General features: G+C 66.4%; 20 protein-coding genes. 10 read left to right on the top strand and 10 right to left on the bottom strand.

Annotated elements, in window-relative coordinates; translation table 11 throughout:
• Positions 1-11 precede the first annotated feature (11 nt).
• Together ATF69_RS17755 and ATF69_RS17750 are read right to left on the bottom strand one after the other, a co-directional pair.
• Entirely contained in the window at positions 12-374 is a 363-nt protein-coding gene (locus tag ATF69_RS17755) for a translation initiation factor Sui1 (RefSeq protein ID WP_146871817.1), read from the bottom strand.
• Positions 371-841, bottom strand: a complete 471-nt coding sequence (locus tag ATF69_RS17750; protein ID WP_056064262.1) for a DUF2721 domain-containing protein — start codon at positions 839-841, stop codon at positions 371-373. Before ATF69_RS17750 ends, ATF69_RS17755 begins: the two co-directional genes overlap by 4 nt.
• Before the next feature lie 239 nt (positions 842-1,080).
• On the opposite strand from ATF69_RS17750, the gene ATF69_RS17745 reads away from it, so the two are divergent.
• A complete protein-coding gene (locus ATF69_RS17745) occupies positions 1,081-2,358 on the top strand; it encodes a DEAD/DEAH box helicase (protein WP_146871816.1) in 1,278 nt (425 codons plus the stop codon).
• Between the two features lie 59 nt (positions 2,359-2,417).
• Here ATF69_RS17745 and ATF69_RS17740 read toward each other — a convergent pair whose 3' ends face one another.
• Complete coding sequence (locus tag ATF69_RS17740) at positions 2,418-2,765, bottom strand: DUF6172 family protein (RefSeq protein ID WP_056064268.1); 348 nt, start codon at positions 2,763-2,765, stop codon at positions 2,418-2,420.
• 89 nt (positions 2,766-2,854) lie between these two features.
• Between ATF69_RS17740 and ATF69_RS17735 the strand changes: the two genes are divergently transcribed.
• Positions 2,855-4,117, top strand: a complete 1,263-nt coding sequence (locus ATF69_RS17735; protein WP_146871815.1) for a sensor domain-containing diguanylate cyclase — start codon at positions 2,855-2,857, stop codon at positions 4,115-4,117.
• A gap of 60 nt (positions 4,118-4,177) precedes the next feature.
• Here the strand turns inward: ATF69_RS17735 and ATF69_RS17730 are convergent, their stop codons facing one another.
• Together ATF69_RS17730 and ATF69_RS17725 are read right to left on the bottom strand one after the other, a co-directional pair.
• Positions 4,178-4,381, bottom strand: coding sequence for a hypothetical protein (locus ATF69_RS17730; protein ID WP_056747226.1), 204 nt, complete (start codon positions 4,379-4,381; stop codon positions 4,178-4,180).
• A gap of 85 nt (positions 4,382-4,466) precedes the next feature.
• A complete protein-coding gene (locus ATF69_RS17725; protein WP_244303759.1) occupies positions 4,467-6,116 on the bottom strand; it encodes a methyl-accepting chemotaxis protein in 1,650 nt (549 codons plus the stop codon).
• Between the two features lie 326 nt (positions 6,117-6,442).
• Between ATF69_RS17725 and pstS the strand changes: the two genes are divergently transcribed.
• The 3 genes from pstS (at position 6,443) to ATF69_RS17710 (ending at position 9,883) form a co-directional block, all read left to right on the top strand.
• Complete coding sequence (pstS, locus tag ATF69_RS17720; protein WP_146871813.1) at positions 6,443-7,510, top strand: phosphate ABC transporter substrate-binding protein PstS; 1,068 nt, start codon at positions 6,443-6,445, stop codon at positions 7,508-7,510.
• Between the two features lie 112 nt (positions 7,511-7,622).
• Positions 7,623-9,194 carry a CYTH and CHAD domain-containing protein gene (locus ATF69_RS17715; protein WP_146871812.1) on the top strand — a complete coding sequence of 524 codons (1,572 nt, stop codon included), beginning with the start codon at positions 7,623-7,625 and terminating at the stop codon, positions 9,192-9,194.
• A 20-nt stretch (positions 9,195-9,214) separates the two neighbouring features.
• A complete protein-coding gene (locus ATF69_RS17710; protein WP_146871811.1) occupies positions 9,215-9,883 on the top strand; it encodes a 3'-5' exonuclease in 669 nt (222 codons plus the stop codon).
• A gap of 169 nt (positions 9,884-10,052) precedes the next feature.
• On the opposite strand, the gene ATF69_RS17705 is transcribed toward ATF69_RS17710, so the two are convergent.
• On the bottom strand, positions 10,053-12,116 hold the full coding sequence (locus ATF69_RS17705) for an NADPH-dependent 2,4-dienoyl-CoA reductase (RefSeq protein ID WP_146871981.1): 2,064 nt from the start codon (positions 12,114-12,116) through the stop codon (positions 10,053-10,055).
• A 127-nt stretch (positions 12,117-12,243) separates the two neighbouring features.
• Here ATF69_RS17705 and ATF69_RS17700 point away from each other — a divergent pair, with 127 nt between their 5' ends.
• The gene (locus ATF69_RS17700; protein ID WP_146871810.1) at positions 12,244-12,876 is read left to right on the top strand and encodes a TetR/AcrR family transcriptional regulator; all 633 of its coding nucleotides are present in this window, start codon (positions 12,244-12,246) and stop codon (positions 12,874-12,876) included.
• 9 nt (positions 12,877-12,885) lie between these two features.
• Here ATF69_RS17700 and ATF69_RS17695 read toward each other — a convergent pair whose 3' ends face one another.
• Positions 12,886-13,113, bottom strand: a complete 228-nt coding sequence (locus ATF69_RS17695) for a SlyX family protein (protein WP_008906148.1) — start codon at positions 13,111-13,113, stop codon at positions 12,886-12,888.
• Positions 13,114-13,120: 7 nt separating this feature from the next.
• Positions 13,121-14,311 (bottom strand): aminotransferase-like domain-containing protein, encoded by a 1,191-nt coding sequence (locus ATF69_RS17690; RefSeq protein ID WP_146871809.1) that lies wholly within the window; start codon positions 14,309-14,311, stop codon positions 13,121-13,123.
• A 125-nt stretch (positions 14,312-14,436) separates the two neighbouring features.
• Between ATF69_RS17690 and ATF69_RS17685 the strand changes: the two genes are divergently transcribed.
• Positions 14,437-14,916, top strand: a complete 480-nt coding sequence (locus ATF69_RS17685; protein WP_146871808.1) for an AraC family transcriptional regulator — start codon at positions 14,437-14,439, stop codon at positions 14,914-14,916.
• A gap of 51 nt (positions 14,917-14,967) precedes the next feature.
• Here the strand turns inward: ATF69_RS17685 and ATF69_RS17680 are convergent, their stop codons facing one another.
• Together ATF69_RS17680 and ATF69_RS17675 are read right to left on the bottom strand one after the other, a co-directional pair.
• Positions 14,968-15,945, bottom strand: coding sequence for a Bug family tripartite tricarboxylate transporter substrate binding protein (locus ATF69_RS17680; protein ID WP_146871807.1), 978 nt, complete (start codon positions 15,943-15,945; stop codon positions 14,968-14,970).
• A gap of 89 nt (positions 15,946-16,034) precedes the next feature.
• The gene (locus tag ATF69_RS17675; protein WP_146871806.1) at positions 16,035-17,507 is read right to left on the bottom strand and encodes an amidase; all 1,473 of its coding nucleotides are present in this window, start codon (positions 17,505-17,507) and stop codon (positions 16,035-16,037) included.
• A gap of 124 nt (positions 17,508-17,631) precedes the next feature.
• Between ATF69_RS17675 and ATF69_RS17670 the strand changes: the two genes are divergently transcribed.
• The 3 genes from ATF69_RS17670 to ATF69_RS17660 all read left to right on the top strand — a co-directional run bounded on the left by ATF69_RS17670 (position 17,632) and on the right by ATF69_RS17660 (position 20,377).
• Complete coding sequence (locus ATF69_RS17670; protein WP_146871805.1) at positions 17,632-18,597, top strand: LysR family transcriptional regulator; 966 nt, start codon at positions 17,632-17,634, stop codon at positions 18,595-18,597.
• A gap of 2 nt (positions 18,598-18,599) precedes the next feature.
• On the top strand, positions 18,600-19,238 hold the full coding sequence (nth, locus tag ATF69_RS17665; protein ID WP_056065129.1) for an endonuclease III: 639 nt from the start codon (positions 18,600-18,602) through the stop codon (positions 19,236-19,238).
• Between the two features lie 170 nt (positions 19,239-19,408).
• Entirely contained in the window at positions 19,409-20,377 is a 969-nt protein-coding gene (locus ATF69_RS17660; RefSeq protein ID WP_099729449.1) for an IS1595 family transposase, read from the top strand.
• Positions 20,378-20,384: the final 7 nt, after the last annotated feature.

Below are 20,384 nucleotides of genomic sequence, written 5' to 3'. Positions count from 1 at the left end.
CCCTGGGCTCCTCAACCGCCTGCGCGCTTGACATTGTGGCCCAGCTTCTGCAGCGCGGCCATCACGCGTTCCACGTGGTCGCCCTGCACCTCGATCACGCCGTCCTTCACCGTGCCGCCGCTGCCACAGGCGGCCTTGAGCTGCTTGCCCAGCTGCTCCAGCGCAGTCTCGTCCACCAGCACGCCTTTGACCAGGGTGACCGCCTTGCCGCCGCGCCCTTTGGTCTCGCGCGATACGCGCACGATGCCATCACCCGCGGGCAGGGGCTTGTTCTGCTTGCAGGTGCACTGCGCCACCGGCTGGCGGCAGGTGGGGCACATGCGGCCCGACTCGGTGGAATACACCAGGCCGCCCAGGTCTGCCAGGGACTTCATGGCTTCTTCCCTTCCACCTCTTGCTGCAGCATGTGAAAGTCGAGCAGGCGCGTGGCCAGCAGCGTCTCGGTCAGAAAACACACCAGCGCCAGCAAAAAGCACGCAACGCCCGCCAGAAACCCGCCCACCGCAAGGCGGCTGGACTGAAAGTCGGTGGTTTCGCCCAGGAACAGCAGGATGATGGTCGTGCCAATAAGGAAGGCACAAAACGTCAGCAGCGCAATACAACCGTTGGCCAGCCGTCCACGCAAACGCAAGTCCGCCAGCTCCTTGTAGGCACGGGCCAGAAACTCGGGTTCGGCATTGACGCGCGCGCGGTCTTCCACCACACGCGCCCGGTCGATGATCCGGGCCAGGCGGCCGGCCACCGCGCCGATCATGCCGGACACCGCAGTGAGCAAAAACACGGGCGCCACCGCCAGCTGGATGCCGTGGGTAATGGCGGAGGTATCTAGGGGCAAAGCCATGGGGTTCGGGTCCGGGAAAACTGTCAACGAAAAACGGGGCGGCCCGATTATCGGTTGCCCAACGCTGGGGCCGAGCACTCGCATTCCCTGCAATCTTGCAGGTGCAAGGCGCGCATTGCTGGCCTGTGAGAAGGCACCGGGCAAGAGGGCATCGGGCAAACGCGGCGACAATGCGGGCCATTACTGCTTTGTCCGCGCTGCCTTGCGTGCCTTCTTCAACGCATTCCCAGCGCCTTTCCATGCCTTTTGCCTCCCTCGGTCTGTCCCCCGCCCTTGTCCATGCCGCCGCCCAGGCGGGCTTTGTGGCGCCCACGCCCATTCAGGCGGGCGCCATTCCGGCCATCCTGCAGGGGGTAGATCTGCTGGGTGCCGCACAGACGGGCTCGGGCAAGACGGCGGCATTTGCCCTGCCCTTGCTGCAGCAGCTGCAGCTCAGCGCCACTGGCGGCCCGCGCCGGGTGCGCGCCCTGGTGCTGGTGCCCACCCGTGAACTGGCAGCGCAGGTGGGAGAAGTGCTGCGCAGCCTGGCGCAGCACCTGCAGCAACCGCTCAAGATCGCCATCGTGTTCGGCGGCGTGTCGATCAATCCGCAGATGTTGGGCCTGCGCGGCGGCGCCGACATTGTGGTGGCCACGCCGGGCCGCCTGCTGGACCTGGTGGACCACAACGCGCTGCGCCTGTCGGCCGTGGCACACCTCGTGCTGGACGAAGCAGACCGGCTGCTGGACCTGGGCTTTGCCGAGGAACTGCAGCGCGTGCTGGCGCTGTTGCCAGCCCGGCGGCAGAACCTGTTTTTCTCGGCCACATTCCCAGCCGCAGTGCAGGCGCTGGCCGATGGCCTGCTGAAGCAGCCGGTGCGCGTCGAGGTGCCCCACACGCCGGGTAACGAGCCTGCCATCGAACAACGCGCCATTGCGGTGGATGCGAGCCGCCGCACCCAGTTGCTGCGCCACCTGGTCAAGGAGCACAACTGGTCGCGCGTGCTGGTGTTTGTGGCCACGCAATACGCGGCCGAGCATGTGGCCGAGAAGCTGTACAAGGCGGGCATTTTTGCATCGCCCTTCCACGGCGGCCTGAGCCAGAGCGCGCGCAACCAGGTGCTGCAGGAGTTCAAGGACGAGCGCTGGCAGGTGGTCGTGACCACCGACCTCGCAGCACGCGGCATCGACATTGCGCAGTTGCCTGCCGTGGTGAACTACGACCTGCCCCGATCGGCCGTGGACTATGTGCACCGCATCGGCCGCACCGGCCGGGCGGGCGAGAGCGGCATGGCCGTGAGTTTTGTGACCGCCGATGCCGAGGCGCATTTCCGGCTGATCGAAAAACGCCAGCACCTCACCATCCCACGCGAGCAGATTGCGGGCTTTGAACCCACCGAGGCTCCCGCGCCCGCACCATCCACCGACCCCGGGGGCACCGGCGGCATCAAGGGCAAACGCCCCAGCAAAAAGGACAAGCTGCGCGCAGCAGCGGCGCAGGCAGCCGATGCCCCCGCTGCCCACAAAAAAGGCCCCTGAAAGGGGCCTGCAGTGCTTGACTGAGGGTGAGCGGGGTGGCATCCACCCAGCGCCAGGGCTTACGCGCCTTCTTCGTCGTCCGCGTCCAAGCCATCTGGCCCGCTGTGTGAAGCCTCACCAGCCGGACGGGGTGTGCGCTTGCCGGGCTTGGCCAGAATTTCCACATAGAACTGGGCGCCGCCCTCGGCGGCCACGCCGTTGATCAGCCCGGTCAAGGCGGCCAGGTGCGCCACGGCGGCGTCTTCCTTGGTGCGGCCAAACTGGCAGTCAAAGTCCCAGAAATCGGCGCCTTCGGGCAGGTCGCGGCGCCGTTCGCGCTTGATGTACTTGCGGATTTCGTGCTTGACGGCATCCAGAACGCGGTCGCGGTTCTTGCCTTCAACGTGGAGTTGGAAAGTTTTTCTCATGGGCGATAGTACCGCCTGCGACAGGTGCCGTTTCACACCTGCGCATCCAGGTGCCACAATGGTGCATTACTTTTGGTTACCACCAGCCCATGAACCACGACCTGCGCCTGCTGCACCTGTTGCCAGCGGCTGTGCTTGTCACACAACAGGGCGCCATCCGCTTTGCCAACGCTGCCAGCATGGAGTTGCTGGAGGCGCCCAGTATCGACAGCCTGATCGGGCGGCTGTCTGGCGACTTTGTGCACCCCCTGGACCAGGTGCGCTCCACCAACCGCATCCAGCAGGTGGCCGTGCCCGAGCAGGCCGGACGGCCCAACAAATCCTCCGAGTTCCGTATCCGCACCGAGCGCGGCAACTTGCGCATGGTGCTGATCAGCAGTGTGGCCATTGAATGGGACGGTGCCCCCGCGGTACTCATGTGCGGCATGGACATGACACACCAGAGCGAGATCGAGGCCCAGCTGCGCGAGAGCGAGCAGAACTTCCGGCGCCTGTTCGAGAACATGCAGGACGTGTACTACCGCACCGACGCGCAGGGCATCGTGCAGCATGTGGGCCCGGGCGTGCGCCGGGTGCTGGGCTACGAGCCCCACGAAATCGAAGGCCGCACGGCCGAGTCGTACTACCCCCAAAGCAAAGACCGCGACGCGTTCAAGGCCGCGATCATGGAACACGGCGAGGTGTCGGACTTTCCGGGCCAGATGGTGCGGCGCGATGGCACGGTGATCGACATCTCCATCAGCAGCCATGCGCTGTACGACCATGCAGGCAATTTTGCGGGGGTCGAAGGCATCTACCGCGACGTCACGCAGCGCAAGAACCTGGAGCGCGAGCTGCAGCGCCTGGCCACCACCGACATGCTGACGGGCATTGCCAACCGCCGCGCGTTTCTGGAATGCGCCGAGTCGGCCTATGCCCATTCACGCAGCAACGGCGAGCCGCTGACCTTGCTGATGCTGGACCTGGACCACTTCAAGGCCATCAACGACCGTTTTGGCCACCTGGAAGGCGACCGGGCGCTGCTGGCGTTTGCACAGGCCATCAAGGGCCAGTTGCGCGCCAGCGATGCCGTAGGCCGGCTGGGCGGCGAAGAGTTTGGCGTGCTGTTGCCCCTGACCACACTGGCCGAGGGCCTGGAGGTGGCCACGCGCATGCTGCACAGCATTCGCGCCTTGGAGCTGACGGACGATGCAGACCACAGCTACCGCGTCACCACCAGCCTGGGTGTGGGTACCTTCCGCCAGAGCGATCGCAGCCTGCGCGACATGCTCGACCGTGCCGACCAGGCGCTGTACCTGGCCAAGCACCGGGGGCGCAACCAGGTGGCTTCACTCGAGACGCTGGACGAGTGATCATTTCAGTCGCCCTGATCGGTGAGAGATCAGGGCCATGCAGCATGCCAAGGCACCTGTTCAAAGGCGCATGCGTTCCTGCTGCAGGTTCCACAGGCAGGCGGCGATGCGCAGCAGCATCTCCATCACCTGCTCCGAGCCGCTGCAGGACAGCTCCAGATCATCAATGAGCATCGCCAGCTGGGAGATGGCGTCTTCGGGTGCGGCAGCGCCACCACTGCGCGCCACCTCGGCAATCGCGATCAATACGTCGGTGCGGTTCATGGCGCAGGTCTTGGCGTGGTGGGTGGCAATGTCTCTGTCATTGGCTGCGTAGGCCACGCGATGCAGAGACCACGCCGCCGCCGGGCTAGCGGGCCGAGATGGCCAGTTGCGCGCGACTGCCAGCCCCGCCCTCCAGAGCCACAGCAGGGGGCAACCCTGCCGTTTCCAGCAAGGGGGCGCCTGCACCAGGCAGGGGCATATCCGGCGTCAGGCGGAACTGGTGAATCACCTCCAGCAGGCGCCTCACCTGATTCTTCATGCCGGTCGAGGCGGACGAACTGTCATCCACCAGCGCAGCGTTCTGCTGCGTGGCCGCGTCCAGCTGGCGCACGGCCTCTCCGATCTGGGCAATGCCCCGGGCCTGCTCCTGCCCGGCATCCTTGATGGCGGTGATGAGCGACACCACCTGGTTCACATGGTGCACGGTGTTGGCCACGCGCTCGCCCGCCTGCCCCACCAGGGTGGACCCGCGCTCCACACCCTGCACGCTGGCCGAGATCAGGCCGCGAATCTCCCGGGCCGCCATGCTGCTGCGCTGCGACAGGCCCCGCACCTCGCCAGCCACCACGGCAAAGCCCCGGCCCTGCTCACCCGCACGCGCGGCCTCCACCGCCGCATTCAACGCCAGCAGATTGGTCTGGAAGGCGATGTCGTCGATCACCTTGATGATGTCCGTGATCTTCTGCGACTGCGTCTTGATCTCCTGCATGGTGGCGATCACATCGCGCATCACGCTGCCGCCTTCGTTGGCCACGCTGCTGGCCTCCTGCGCCAGGGCGGTGGCACGTTGGGCGTTGTCGGTGTTGTGCTGCACCGTGATGGTCAGCTGCTCCATCGACGCGGCCGTCTCCTGCAGATTGGATGCCTGCACCTCGGTGCGGCGTGCCAGGTCTTCGGTGCCGCCCGCCATCACCACGGCCTCGTGGGCGACCGTCTCGGTGCTGGCGCGCACCTCGGTGATCACGCGCACCAGCTGGTGGTTCATCTCACGCAGGGCCCCCAGCAGCTCGGCGGTCTCGTCGTTGCCACGCACATCGATCTGCGCCGTCAGGTCGCCCCCGGCCACGGTGCGTGCCAGCACCACGGCCTGACGCAGCGGCCGCGAGATCGAACGGGTGATGACCCAGGCCATCGCAGCACCTGCCAGCAATGCGAGGGCGGTGGCGGCCAGCATCCACCAGTGGATGGTGTCGCTCATGGCGCGCGCCCCGGCAAACTCTGCCGCAGCCACGTTGATCTGCAGCGCCACCAGGCGCTCGATGGCGTCCTGCACCTTGAGCGCATTGGGGCGGATCTGGGTGATGTACAGCTCCGAGCCGTCGTCGTACTTGCCGGCCACCAGCGCGGCCGACGCCGGGATCAGGCCCTTGTCCAGATAGGTGGCGTTGGCATCGGCAAAGGCCTGCGCCAGGGCCTGCTCCTCCGCCCCCAGCGGTTTGGCGGCGTAGTCCTTCCACAGGGCCTGGATGCGCTCGACATTGGTGGTCAGGGCCGCGTGGCTGGCCTCCAGGTTGCTGGTGCCGGGGTCCATCAGCATGTCCATCACCAGCACGCGGTTGCGCTGCGTCAGGTGGCTGATCTCGGCCAGCACGCCCATGGGCACGGTGCGGTCGCCATACAGGGCAGCGCTGCGCTCGGTCAACCGCTTGGCCCCGCTGATGCCACCGGCCGCCAGGGCCGATATCAGCAACAGCAGCACGGCAAAGGCCAGGGCCAGGCGGGTACCAATTTTCATTTTTTGAAGCATCTGAATCTTTCGTGAAGGTCCACCAGGGCGCCGCCGCCTTGTGGGAGCCAACGCGTGTTGCTGCAGGGGGTATGCCAACCACGCGCCGTGCACCAAGCCCCCGATGGGATGCGAAAGATACTAATTGTTTCAAATGACAGATTAGTGACTCAGCCAGAAACCTTAGCCTTTCGGGCCAATGCTTCAAATCGCTGTCATTTTGCTAGGATCGGCACCGAAATCTGCCTGTCCGCTCAATGAACACGCGTGGATTTCACAGCACCTGAAATCGTGCATGGCATATCGTTATTCATAAAAACCATTACATAAAACACATGAAATATATTTACTTCCTTTTGCTGGTGACCGTGGCCCTTGTGCAGGCGGGCCTGGCCAGCGCACAGACCGTGACGGGCGCTGGCTCGTCGGCGGCGGCGCCCATCTACCGCAGCTGGGCCAAGGCCTATGCCAAGGCCACTGGCAGCGCGGTGGACTACGACCCGGTAGGTTCCAGCGCGGGCATGAAAAAAATCCAGCAACAGGCCGTCGGTTTTGGCGCGACAGACGTGTACCCCGCAGAGAAGGACTTGTTGGAGCACGGCCTGCTGGCGCTGCCCGTGGCCATCACCGGCATCAGCCCCATCGTCAACCTGCCCAAGGTACAAAACACCCAGCTGCGCCTGACGGGCGAGGTCCTCAGCCGCATCTTCATGGGCGAGATTACCCGCTGGAACGCGGCAGAGATCGCCGCACTGAACCCCGATGTCTCCCTGCCCGACCTGCCGATCAAGGTGGTGGTGCGCGCCGATGGGTCGGGCACCACCTACAACTTTGCAGACTACCTGGGCAAGGTGAGCCCGCAATGGAAAAAAACTTACGGCGCCAAAACCAGCATCGCCTGGCCTGCGGGTGTGCTGGCCTTCAAGGGCAGCGACGGCGTGGCCAAGGGCGTGCGCGACACGGTGGGCGCCATCGGGTATGTGGACCACGGCTATGTGGCTGGATACGGCCTGACCACTGTGCAGATGAAAAATGCCGACGGCAGTTATGTCAAACCCTCCATCGACGCCTTCAAGGCTGCACTGACCAACAGCGATTGGTCGGCCACCGGAGTTTTCCACAGCACCTTGACGCAGCGGCCCGGTAAATCGGCCTGGCCCATCACCATGGGCACGTTTGTGGTGTTCCCCAAGGTCACGCAGAACCCCGACCAGACAGCCCAGGCGCTCCGGTTCATCCTCTGGTCGTTTCTCAATGGCGACACCCTGGTGCAAGAAAATAATTTTGTCCGCCTGCCAGACCGGGTTCAGGCCTCGGCATTCAAAATCATCACCTCCATCCGGGATAATCAAGGAAAACCGCTGGGCATGAGCTTGATATCCTCCTTCAATCGCCCTTCATAATCAATACACCCTCACTTGAATCATTGATTTTCCATTATTTGCGGATAACCTCTGCGCACCCTTCATCCGGCGCGGCCCCGCGATGGGGATACCACGGGATAATGCAGCCACCATGGAAATCGAATTCAAGTTCTGCATCCCGCCCGACCGTCTGGCTGCCGTGCAAGCGGCAGTACGCCGGGGCCGGTGTGTCGCCATCCGCATGGAGGCCCGCTACTTCGACACGCCCGACGGCGCACTGGCGTCACGCGGCATAGCGTTTCGCCTGCGGCGCGAGGGCGACCAGTGGGTGCAAACCGTCAAGGCGCTGGGCGATGGCCCGCTGGACCGGCAGGAGCACAACGTCGCACGCGGCCCCGCCATAGAAGGCATCGCGCCCGAGCCCCTGCCCCAGTTGCACAGCGGCACCGTGGCAGGCGCCCGGCTGCAGCAGGCCCTGCAAACCGCTGGTGGCCCCCTCGTCGAAACCTATGGCACCGAGATGGACCGGCTGACACGCGATATCACCCGCCATGGAACCGTGGTCGAGCTGGCGCTGGACACCGGCCGGGTGGTGGCCCACCGGGGCACAGCCCAGCAGGCCGAGGCCCCCATTTGCGAGCTGGAGCTGGAACTCAAGGCCGGGCCGGTGACGGGCCTGGCAGCGCTCGCCGCGCAGTGGGCCACGCGGCACGGGCTGTATCTGAGCACCGTGTCCAAGGCCGAACGGGGCGAGCGCCTGCTGGCACCAGCTGGCAGTCCATCGGGCATTCCCATTCCATCTGACAGCCCAGCCAGCAGCGGTTCGCCCCGCAAGGCCCGACCCCGGTCCCCCCTGTACCAGCAACTGCCCGCCGGGCAGGCCCTGCAGCGCGCCGTGGTGGCGCAGTGCCTGCAGCAAATCCTGGGCCCCGCCAGCGACATTGCCGAAGGTGCGAGCGATGAGGAGCTGCTGCACCAGCTGCGCATCGGCATCCGCCGCCTGCGCACCGCCCTGCGCGAGCTGGCGCCGCTGGCCCCAGGCAACTTTGACCCCGCCTGGGAGCCGCCCCTGGTCCATGTGTTCCAGCAGCTCGGCCACCTGCGGGACCGCAGCCAGGTGATGCAACGCATCGGTGCCGAACTGCGCGATGCCGGAGCGCCGCCCCTGTCCACCCACCCGAACGACACCACCGGCTTGGAGGCCCAGGCTGCACAACACATCGTGCGCGATGCGGCCTGTCAGGAAGCGCTGGTATATCTGATGGCCTTTTCCACCCCAGGGCTGAACGCCACGGGCGACGCCGCAGCAGGCCTGGACGCCCGTGCCACGCGCCACCTGCTGCAGCAGCGCCTGCGCGCACTGCATGCCCAGGTGCAAAAAGGCGCACGGGGTTTTGCCACGCGCACGCCCCAGGCACAGCACCGGCTGCGCAAACGCCTCAAACGCCTGCGCTACCTCACAGAGTTCGTGGCGCCCGCGCTGGATGCACACAGCGCCCGGTTTCTGGACAGCCTGCAGCCAGCGCTGTCGGCATTGGGTCGCCTCAATGACGAGCGTGTGGCGGCAGCGCTGTACCGCGAGCTTGCAGAGTCCGGCGACCTGAAGGCCTGGTTTGGCGCAGGCTGGCTGGCGGGGCGGCAGGCCCAGTCGGTGGCGGCTTGTGAGCAAGCCCTGGGTCAGATTGAGGAAGCCCCCCGCTTGCGCAAAACCGGCAAACGCTGAAGGGACACCCACACGGCACAATGGCCCGCATGACGGCCTCTCCTCCTTCGCGGCGCCAGCCGCCCTCCGCGCCCCGCCACCCCTCTGCGCGCACTACCCAGCGCCCCACGCCAGACAAAGACCAGATCGCGCTGCTGGAACCCTTTGAACGCCTGGGCATGGACCGCATTGCGCTGGTCGCCACGCCTGCACAGGCCGATCAGGCTTGCCAGGCGCTGGCCAGCGCCAGTGCCTGGGGTTTTGACACCGAATCCAAACCCACCTTTGTGCGCGATGAGCCGTCGGACGGGCCGCACATCGTGCAACTGGCTACGCTGGAGCGGGCCTGGGTGTTCCAGCTGCACGACCCCGGCTGCCGAGCGCGCGTGGCCGAGCTGCTGGCCCTGCAGGGGGTGACCAAGGCGGGCTTTGGGCTGGGTGACGACACCAAGCGCATCCAGCACAAGCTGGGCGTGCAACCGGCCGATGTGCTGGAGCTGAACACCGTGTTCCGCCAACGCGGCTACCGCAAGGACATGGGCGTGAAAGGGGCCGTGGCGGTGCTGTTCAACCGGCGCTTTATCAAGTCCAAAAAAGCCGCCACCTCCAACTGGGCCAACGCCCGGCTGAGCGAGGCCCAGCTGGTCTACGCGGCCAACGACGCGTGGGCAGCGCTGCGGGTGTTCAACGCATTGACTCTGTCCGCCTGAGGGACAAGGAGGGCACAGCTGCCGTGACCCATCACGGCAGTCGCCATCCTGTATTCACTATCAAAAATATAGCTGCTCAGGCATATTCCACTAGCGCCACCAGCCAAAAACACCTCAACAACACGCCTGACAGGCCCTGTGAGCCCCTGCAGGCGATGTACGCACCGACCTACAGCCGGGCTGCCAGCCGCGCCGCCTGGTCGATGGCGCGCTTGGCGTCCAGCTCGCCGGCCTCCAGCGCACCACCGATGAGGTGGGGCTTGCGGCCCTGGGCCTCCAGGTCCTGCGCCAGGCTGCGCAACGGCACCTGGCCCGCGCACAGGACCACGGTGTCGCAAGGGATCCAGGTCGGGTCTTCGCGCTTCTCGCCGTACGAGACCAGCAGCCCTTCGTCGGCAATGCGCTCGTAGTTCACGCCACCCACCATCTCCACCGCTTTCATCTTCAGCACCGTGCGGTGGATCCAGCCCGTGGTCTTGCCCAGGCCGCCGCCCAGCTTCCCCTTCTTGCGCTGCAGCAGCGTCACCTGCCGTGCAGGGGGCGTCACACGCGGGCCGCTGGCGGCCAGGCCACCGCGCGCCTCGGCCGGGTCGGTGATACCCCATTCGGCCTTCCAGGCGGGCAAATCGAGCGTGGTGGAGGGGTGCTCACCATGCGTGAGGAACTCGGCCACATCAAAGCCGATGCCGCCCGCGCCGATGATGGCCACGCGCTCGCCCACCGGCTTGCCGTGGCGCAGCACGTCGATGTAGCTCAGCACCTTGGGGTGGTCCTGGCCGGGGATCTTCGGGTCACGTGGCTCCACGCCCGTAGCCACGATGACCTCGTCAAAGCCAGCCAAGTCGGCGGCTGCGACCTTGCGGTTCAAGTGGAGCTGCACGCCCGTGTCTTCCACGCGTGTGGCCAAGTAGCGCAGCATCTCGTGGAACTCTTCTTTGCCCGGAATCACCTTGGCCATGTTGAGCTGGCCGCCGATGGCGGGCGCCGCGTCGAACAGGTGGACCTCGTGGCCACGCTCGGCAGCCACCGTGGCGGCGGTGAGGCCTGCAGGCCCCGCGCCCACCACGGCGATGCGCTTGCGCGATGCGGGCGTGGCAATCGGGCGATAGACCAGCTCCGTCTCATGGCAAGCACGCGGGTTGACGAGGCAGCTGCTGGTCTTGTTCTGGAACACATGGTCCAGGCAGGCCTGGTTGCAGGCGATGCAGGTGTTGATGCGGTCGGCCCGTCCTTGCGCAGCCTTCTTCACAAACGCCGCATCGGCCAGCAGGGGCCGCGCCATGGACACCATGTCGGCGCAGCCATCGGCCAGCACCTGCTCGGCCACCTCGGGCGTGTTGATGCGGTTGGACGTGACCAGCGGCGTGGTGATGCCTGCCGCCGCAAACTCGGCCTTCATCTTTTGCGTGACCCAGGCAAACGCTGCGCGCGGCACGCTGGTGGCAATGGTGGGCACCCGCGCCTCGTGCCAGCCAATGCCGGTGTTGACGATGTTCGCCCCGCCCGTGGCCACGGCCTTGCCCAGGGTGACGATCTCGTCCCACGCGCTGCCGCCGGGCACCAGGTCGATCATCGACAGGCGGTAAATGATGATGAAGTCCGGCCCCACGGCCTCGCGCATGCGGGCCAGAATCTCCACGGGCAGCCGCATGCGGTGGCTGTAGTCGCCGCCCCAGGCATCGCGCCGCAGGTTGGTGGCTTGCGACAGAAACTGGTTGATGAAATAGCCCTCCGAGCCCATCACCTCCACGCCGTCGTAGCCCGCCTCGCGCGCCTTCACTGCACAGCGCACGAAGGCACGGATCTGGCGCTCCACCCCGCTCGCCGACAGCGCGAACGGCGTGAACGGCGAAATCGGCGACTGCAGCCGCGACGGCGCCACCGCCAGCGGGTGGTAGGCATAGCGGCCCGTGTGCAGGATCTGCAGGGCGATCTTGCCGCCCGCCTCGTGCACGGCCTCGGTCACCACGCGGTGGCGCTTGGCCGCGCCCGAGGTCGCCAGCGTGCCCGCAAACGGTTTGGCCCAGCCCGCGATGTTGGGTGCGAACCCGCCCGTCACGATCAGGCCCACATCTCCCTCGGCCCGCTCGCGGAAGTACGCCGCCATGCGAGACAGGTCGCGCCCGTCCTCCAGCCCGGTGTGCATGGAGCCCATGAGCACACGGTTCTTGAGGGTGGTGAAGCCCAGATCGAGCGGGGCAAGCAGGTGCGGATACAACGCGGCACCAGGCATGGAGGCAGCGGCTGCAGCGGCGGCAGGAGCGGCAGGAGCGGCAGGAGCGGCCATGGGAGGAGAGGAATGCATGGAAGGATCGTGAACTAGAAGTATTTTCTAGAACTTTATTCTAGAATCCCGTTCCATGGCAAGCCGCAATTCCCCGCCCCCCACCTCATCCCCTGCCGAAGCAACCACCGACCGCCGCCAGGACATCCTGAACGCCGCCCTGGCCTGCGCGGCCGAAGGCGGCGTGGATGCAGTCACCATCGACGGCGTGCGGGCGCGCTGCGGGGCCAGCGTGGGCAGCATCTATCACCACTTTGGCAACCGCGACGGCATCGTGGCAGCGCTGTTCTTCGAGATCTATCACGACCAGTCGCGCAGCGTGCAGGCGCACCTCGATGCCGCCCAGGGCGTGGAGGCGGGTGTACAGGCCCTGGTCACGGGCTACCTGGATTGGGTGGTGGCGCAGCCCGAGCGGGCGCGTTTTCTGTTTCAGGCACGCGGCGCCGTGGCAGCGGGCCCCCGCACGCCGGACCTGGCCGAGGCCGCACGGCGCCGCAACCAGGCGCTGGTGGCCTGGTTCGAGCCGCACCGCCGATCCGGCGCGCTGCGCGACCTGCCGTGCGAGCTGATGCCATCGCTGGTGATGGGGCCGGTGCAGAGCTATTGCAGGGCCTGGCTGTCGGGCAATGTGGCCCAGGGCGGTTTGCCGTCGCCCACCACCTACCGCACAGAACTGGCGGACGCAGCCTGGCGGTCCGTGAAAGCCTAGATCTCTAGATCAGTAATGCGGCGGCAGCTCGTCGCGCAGGTTGCGCGGGCCGTTCGAGCCGCCTTCGGGCGCCTGCTGGCGCAGCTGGATGACCTCGTGCGTCAACCGGTCGATCAGTTGCTGCTGCTGGTAGATGGTCATGTTCAGCTGGTCCAGCAGGTCTTCGGTAAAGCTGGCCTTGATCTCCAGGCTTTCGAGGCGCTGGAGAACGTTGGCGAGATCGTTGGTGTCGGACATGGAGGCGTCAGATCGCCTGGCCCAGGCGCGCTACGCCTTCGCGGATCTTGTCCACATCGGCCGTCGCAAACGACAGGCGGAAGGTGGCGTGGTCGGGGTTAGCGCAGAAGAACGGCGTGCCGGGCACAAAGGCCACGCCCTTATCAATCGCGCGCTTGGCCAGCACGTTGCCATCGGCCACCTTGCCGCCTGCCCCCGTGAGGCGCGCCCACACGAACAGGCCGCCCTGGGGCTGCACAAATTCGATGGCGTCGCCCAGCTCCTTGCGCAGCGCATCGCCCATGGCCTGGGCGCGCTCGGCGTACACCTTGCGCACATGGGCCAGGGTGCCAGGCATGCGGCCGGCCTTGAGGTACTGCGCGGCCGTGGCCTGCGCAAAGGTGCTGGTGTGTGCATCGCTGAACTGCTTGCACATGGTGGCCTTGCCCAGCAGCTCGGCCGGGGCAATCATCCAGCCCACGCGCAGGCCGGGCGACAGCACTTTGCTCAAGCTGCCGCAGTGCACCAGCAGATCGCGGCTGCCGGGCACGGTGGCCGACAGGTTGAGCAGGCTGGGTGGAGGCGCATCGCCAAAGTACAGGTCGCCGTAGGGGTCGTCCTCGACGATCAGGGTGTTGTGCTTCACCGCCATCTCCAGCACGGCCTTGCGGCGCTCCAGGCTCAGCATGGCGCCGCTGGGGTTGCCGAAGGTGGGGATCAGGTAAACGAATTTCGGCTTGTGCTCGGCAATGAGCTTTTCCAGCTCGTCGGTCTTCACGCCGTTGCCATCGATGGGCGCGCTGATGAGTTCGGCGCCGTACAGGCGAAAGCACTGGATGGTGGCGAGGAAGGTCGGGCCTTCCACAATCACCTTGTCGCCGGGGCTGATGAGGGTTTTGCCCAGCAGATCCAGCGCCTGCTGGCTGCCGGTGGTGACGATGAGGTTGTCGGCCGCGACATCCTTGGCGCCCTTGCTGGTCATGAAGGCGGCCAGTTGCTCGCGCAGCGGGTTGTAGCCCTCCGTGGCGCCATATTGCAATGCGGCGCCGGGCTCTTCGGCCAGGGCGGCGTTGCTGGCTGCGCGGATGCCTTCCACGTCAAACATCGCGCTGTCCGGAAAGCCACCCGCAAAGCTGATGATGCCGGGCTTGCCCAGCAGCTTGAAAAGCTCGCGGATGGCGGAGGTTTCTACGTTGTTCAGGCGGTCGGCAAATTGCATGGCGTGGACAGAAGTGGTTGGCAACAAACTGTGCATTGTCGCCAATTGCGACGCAGGATTCATGCGGTGTCTTTCCAAGAGGCTCTAAACTGGGTTTTCCATCCATCGCCACTGCCCTGCCCGCCATGACCCTGACCCTCCGCACCCTGCCCCGCATGCGCCTTGCCACCATGCGCCACACCGGCGCCTACGGCCACCCGGGCCTGACCGAGTTGTGGGAGCGTTTTGGCAGCTGGTGTGCCGCCCATCGGCTGAATGATCCGCGCCCCAAGTTCTATGGCTTCAGCTACGACGACCCGGCCTGCACGCCGCCCGAGCAGTGCCGCTATGACGCAGCGGTGCAGATTGGCGTGGGCCTGCGCACCGGGCCCGATGTGCAGGTGATGGACTACGAAGGCGGCGACTACGCCTGCATGCACTTTGTGGGCACGGGGCCCGAGATTGCCGCCGCCTGGGCGCAGATGGGCACGCCGGGCCAGATCCCCGATGGCTGGGAATGGGAGCCCCGCGCTGCGCTGGAGATCTACGACGAGGACTTTGCGGTGGACCCGGCCACGGGGCGCTTTCCGTGCTGGCTGTGTATTCCGGTCAAGCGGACGCGCTGAATCCCATAGGGTTGCGCTGACGGGCCGGGTAGCCCTTTTCAGCGCGGACCGTCAATCCACCCGGATATCCGCCCGTGCCGCCACGGCACGCATCAGCGGCAGCTCGCGCTCAATGCGCGCGCGCAGCGCGTCGCCATTGCCACCCAGCGGCGTCAGGCCGATGTCCACCATCTTCTTCTTGAACTCCGCCGAGGCCACGGTCTCGGCCAGGGCCTTTTCCAGCTTTTTCTGCACGGGTGCGGGCAGGCCCGCCGGGCCTACGAAGGCAAACCACGATCCCATGTCAAAGCCGGGGTAGCCGCTTTCGGCCACCGTGGGCACATTGGGCAGCAGGGCCAGGCGCTGCGGGCTGAGCGCCGCAATCGCCTTGATCTTGCCGGACTTGATGAGCGGCGTGGACGCCACCACCGTGTCCACCGCCAGTTGCACCTGCCCACCCATTAGCGCCGTGAGACTGGGCGAGCTGCCGTTGAAAGGCACGTGCATCATCGGAAACCCTGCAGTGGTCTTGAGCATCTCGGCGCCAAAGTGCACCGACGAGCCCGTGCCATAGGAGCCGTACGAGAACTTGTCCGGCGCGGCCTTGGCCTGGGCCACGATGTCCTTGAGCGACTGCCCCGGGGTGTCGTTGTGGGCCACCAGCAGCAGCCCCATGTCGGCCACCAGGGCCAGGGGCGTGAAGCTTTTGATGGGGTCGTACGGCAGGTTGGTGCGGATGGCCGGGTTCATGGTGAGCGTGGTGTTGGACCCGAGCAGCAGCGTGTACCCGTCAGCGGGCGCCTTGGCCACCATGGACGCCGCCACCACGGTGCCCGCGCCGGGCCGGTTCTCGACCACCATGGGCTGCCCCAGACGCTCTCCCAGGGCCGTAGCCAGCAAACGTCCCAGGATGTCGGTGGCTCCGCCTGGGGCAAAAGGCACGACCAGCTTGATGGGCCGGTCGGGGTAAGTCTGTGCCTGCGCCAGGCCGGGCGCGCCCAGCACCAGGGCGCTGAGCAGAAGACTCGATACGAAGCGGGAACGCAGCATGGTGAAGCTCTCCAGAAAGCACGTTGACAAAAGCGGGGGGTAGCGGGGGTTCACGGTGGGAGACGGAATGGCGAGCAGCGAGGCCCAGGTCACCCCAGCAAAGGGCTGCGCTGGCGCGCGTACCCACTGGCCTGGTCGTAGGCATGGCCGATCTGCAGCACGGCGGCGTCAGACTGTGCCGGGCCGATGATCTGCAGCCCCGCAGGCAGGCCGCCGGGGCCAAAGCCTGCGGGGGCTGCCAGCGCGGGCAGGCCGGCCATGGTGGCGGGCACCACGGTCTCCATCCAGCGGTGGTAGGTGTCCATGGTGCGGCCCCCGACCTCGTGGGGCCAGTCCAGCCCGGCATCGAAGGGGAAGACCTGCGCAGCGGGCAACACCAGAAAATCGAATTGCTCGAACAGGCCGCGCAGCACCTGGTACCACGCGCTGCGCACGCGGGCCGCGTCGTACACCTGCAGGGCCGTCAGGCGCATGCCACGCTCGATCTCCCACACCGCCTCGGGCTTGAGCAGCGCATGCGTGGCCGGGTTGCGATACAAGGCCGCATTGGCCCCTGCCACGCTGAAGCTGCGCAAGTCGATCCATGCGTTCCACAGCTGCTTCAGGTCGAACGCGGGCACCACCGACTCCACTGTGCAGCCCACGGTGCGAAAGTGCTCCAGCGCCTGCTCGCAGGTGGCCAGCACGCCAGGCTCGGTGGGCAAATGGCCACCCAGGTCACCCAGCCAGCCGATGCGGGCACCGCGCCAGTCGCGCTCCAGCGGCTGGCCCAGCAGGGCCACATCCTCGTGCCGGCGCGTGAGCGGCAGGCGCGCATCAAAACCCGCCTGCACCGATAGCAGCAGCGCCAGGTCCGGGATGTTGCGCGCCATGGGCCCGGCCACGCTGAACTGCTGGAAGAACACTTCCTCCGTCGGCCCGTGCGGCACCAGGCCGAACGAGGTGCGCAGGCCGTATACGTTGTTGAACGCCGCTGGCGTGCGCAGCGAGCCCATCATGTCCGAGCCATCGGCCACAGGCAGCATGTGCAGGGCCACTGCCACGGCTGCGCCGCCACTGCTGCCCCCCGCCGACACAGCCGGGTTGTGGGCGTTGCGCGTGGTGCCGTACACCGGGTTGTAGGTGTGCCCGCCCAGGCCAAACTCGGGCGAGTTGCTGCGGCCGATGAACAGTGCGCCGCCTGCGCGCATGCGCTCGAACACCACGGCGTCGGTGGCCGACACCTGCCCGGCAAAGATGGGCGAGCCCCGCGTGGTGACCATGCCTGCGGCGGGCATGATGTCCTTGGGCGCCTGCGGAAACCCATGCAGAGGGCCCAGGCTCTCGCCGCGCGCCAGTTGCGCATCGCGCTCTGACGCCTGCGTGCGCAGGGCGTTGCGGTCCACCATCGCCACCAATGCATTCACCACGGGGTTCAGCCGGTCTACCTGGGCCAGGTAGGCGTCCAGCACCTCGGTGCAGGAGACCTCCAGCGCATGGATGGCGCGCGACAGTTCGGTAGCCGTGTAGTCCACGATGTGTCTGGGGGTGCCACCCGGGGTGACGCTGTTTGCAGAAGGCATGGGGGCTGGGGCCGGTGAATGTGTCATTGGTAAGTCAGCATAAGCAGCCTGCTGCGTTTCGACAATCAACGATTTCTGGGGTTATCTTTGCGTTTTACGCAATCCACACCCCGAAAGGCCCCCCATGCTTTCCAGCCGCTTGCAGGACACGGCGCTGCGCTACTTTCTGGAGGTGGTGCGCAGCGGCTCGGTTAGCGAGGCCGCCGCGCGCCTCAATGTGTCGCCCTCGGCCGTGAGCCGCCAAGTCGCCGCCCTCGAAGACCTGCTGGGCGTGCCGCTGTTTGACCGGCGCCCACGGGGCATGGCGCCCAGCGCGGCGGGCGAGCTGCTGGCCGCCCATGCCCGGCGCGGCGCGCTGGAGGCCGACCGCGTGGTCTCCGACATCCAGGCGCTGCAGGGCCTGCGCACGGGGCTGGTGCGCATCTGCAGCTCTGCGGGTTTTGCCATCGAGTTCCTGCCCCGCGTGATGGCGCAGTTCCGCCTGCAGTACCCCGGCATCCAGTTCCACCTGCGCGTGGCCAGCCCAGCAGCTGTGACCGTGGCGGTGCTCAACGGCGATGCGGACATTGGCCTGACCTACAGCCGCTCGGCCGAGCGGGACATCACCGTGCAGCACCGCCAAGCCGCGCCCGTCATTGCCATCATGCGGCCTGACCACGCGCTCGCACGCGCCCACTCCGTCACGCTGGCGCAGATGCACGCCTACCCCATCGCCCTGCCCGAGCGCGACAACACCGTGCGCCAGCTGTTCGACATTGGCTGCAGCCAGCGGGGCCTCGTCTTTGAGCCCGCGCTGGTGTGCAACCACTTCGAGACGCTGATGCACTTTGTGCTGCATGGCGGCGGCCTGTCCATCTCGGGCGAGGTGACGGTGCGTGACCGCGTGCAGCGCGGCGAAATGCATGCCGCCCAGATCCGCGAGCCCGGCATGAGCGCCCGCGCCGCCGAGCTGCAAACCCTGAGCGGCCGCACCCTGCCCGCTGCCGTGCGCATGTTCCTGGAGTTTCTGCAGGCGCAGCTGCGGGACAATGCGCCACCGGCCGCGCCCGCCAAAAGAAGCCAGCCCCCTGCCCCACACCGCCAACGATGATGATGAAAACCGCCCAGATCGAGCCCTTCTTCGCCACCCTCAAGGCGGCCAACCCGATGCCCAACACGGAGCTGGAATACACCACTCCGTTCGAGCTGCTGGCCGCCGTGCTGCTGTCGGCCCAGGCCACTGACGTGGGTGTGAACAAGGCCACGCGCAAGCTGTTCCCAGTTGCTGGCACGCCCCAGGCCATCCTGGACCTGGGTCTGGAGGGGCTGGAGGGTTACATCAAGACCATCGGCCTGTACCGCACCAAGGCCAAGAACCTGATGGAGACCTGCCGCATCCTGGTGGAGCAGCACGGCAGCGTGGTGCCCCGCACGCGCGAGGCGCTAGAGGCCCTGCCCGGCGTGGGCCGCAAGACGGCCAACGTGGTGCTGAACGTGGCCTTTGGCCAGCCCACGATGGCGGTGGACACGCACATCTTTCGCGTGAGCAACCGCACAGGCCTCGCGCCCGGCAAGAACCCGCTGGCAGTGGAGCTGCAGCTGATGAAGCGCGTGCCCGCCGCCTATGCGGTGGACTCGCACCACTGGCTCATCCTGCTGGGCCGCTATGTGTGCCAGGCGCGCAAGCCGCGCTGCTGGGAATGTGTGGTGAGCGAGTATTGCGACTACCGGCCGAAGACGCTGGCGCCCTAACGCGCAGAACGCACAGCGCTTCAAATTTCATAGCAACCAGCGCATATTCTTCTAGCGCATCCAGCCAAAAACAGGCTCTTCTAGCGAATGCTAGTGATGAGTCTTTAACCGTAGCGCTACGCCCCCATCTCCCCAGCATGACGCGCTTGCGTCTGCCCCAGGAGAAGGCCATGCGACAGCAACAGATGACGCGCTTGATCCACAGCCTGCCCCAGCTGACGCACCACCAGCGCCAGCAACTGGCAAGCTGCCTGCAGGCGCTGCTCGATCACAGTCAAGCCATCGCCGTTGTAGAAGCACATGGCAGCGCCCACCGAACCTGTCCGCACTGCGGCAGCCCGCAGCTTGTCAAGAATGGCTCGGCCAACGGGCTGCAACGCTTCAAGTGCCGCCAGTGCGCGCGCACCTTCAACGCCTTGACTGGAACACCGCTGGCACGCCTGCATCTGCGGGATAAGTGGATGGGCCAGGCGCAGGTCTTGAGCGAAGGACTCTCACTCAACCAGGTGGCCCTGCGCCTGGGTGTGGCGCAAAGCACCGCCTTTCGCTGGCGCCACCGCTTCCTGGCCTGCCCCAAGAGCGTGCAGGCACGCCAGCTTGTGGGCATCGCCGAGGCCGATGAGTCTTACTTCCTGGCCTCCTGCAAGGGACACAGAGGCTTGCTGCGTCGTCCTCGCCGACGCGGCGGTAAGGCGCTGGCTGGCTGCAAGGGCTTGGAATACACCCCGGTGCTGATGGCGCGAGACCGGGCCGGAGCAACGGCCAACCTCATCCTGCAGACGAACCAAGCGGTGAGTGTGCAAACTGCACTCAAACCCTTGCTGCCACCAGACACCATCCTATGCACCGACGGCAGCGTCACACTGGCCAGCGCTGCGCGGGCCCTGGGCGTGCAGCACCAGGCGGTGAACGTGAGCCGGGGTAGGCGTGTGAGAGGCCCCTGGCATGTTCAAAACGTCAATGCCTATGTCAGCAGGCTGCGCGGGTGGATGCAGCGCTTCAAGGGCGTTGCAACGAAATACCTTGATTCGTACCTGGGCTGGTTCAGGATGTTGGACCGATCAGGCCCCATGGGGCCGCAGCCCGCACTGGTGCTGGAGGCGGCTATGGGGAGTCAAGGCGTCACTAGCATTCGCTAGAAGAGCC

Source organism: Acidovorax delafieldii, assembly GCF_007993815.1.
Taxonomy (GTDB): Bacteria; Pseudomonadota; Gammaproteobacteria; order Burkholderiales; family Burkholderiaceae_C; genus Acidovorax; species Acidovorax delafieldii.
Note: the sequence above shows the minus strand (reverse complement) of the source record. Positions and strands in the feature narration are given on the sequence as shown.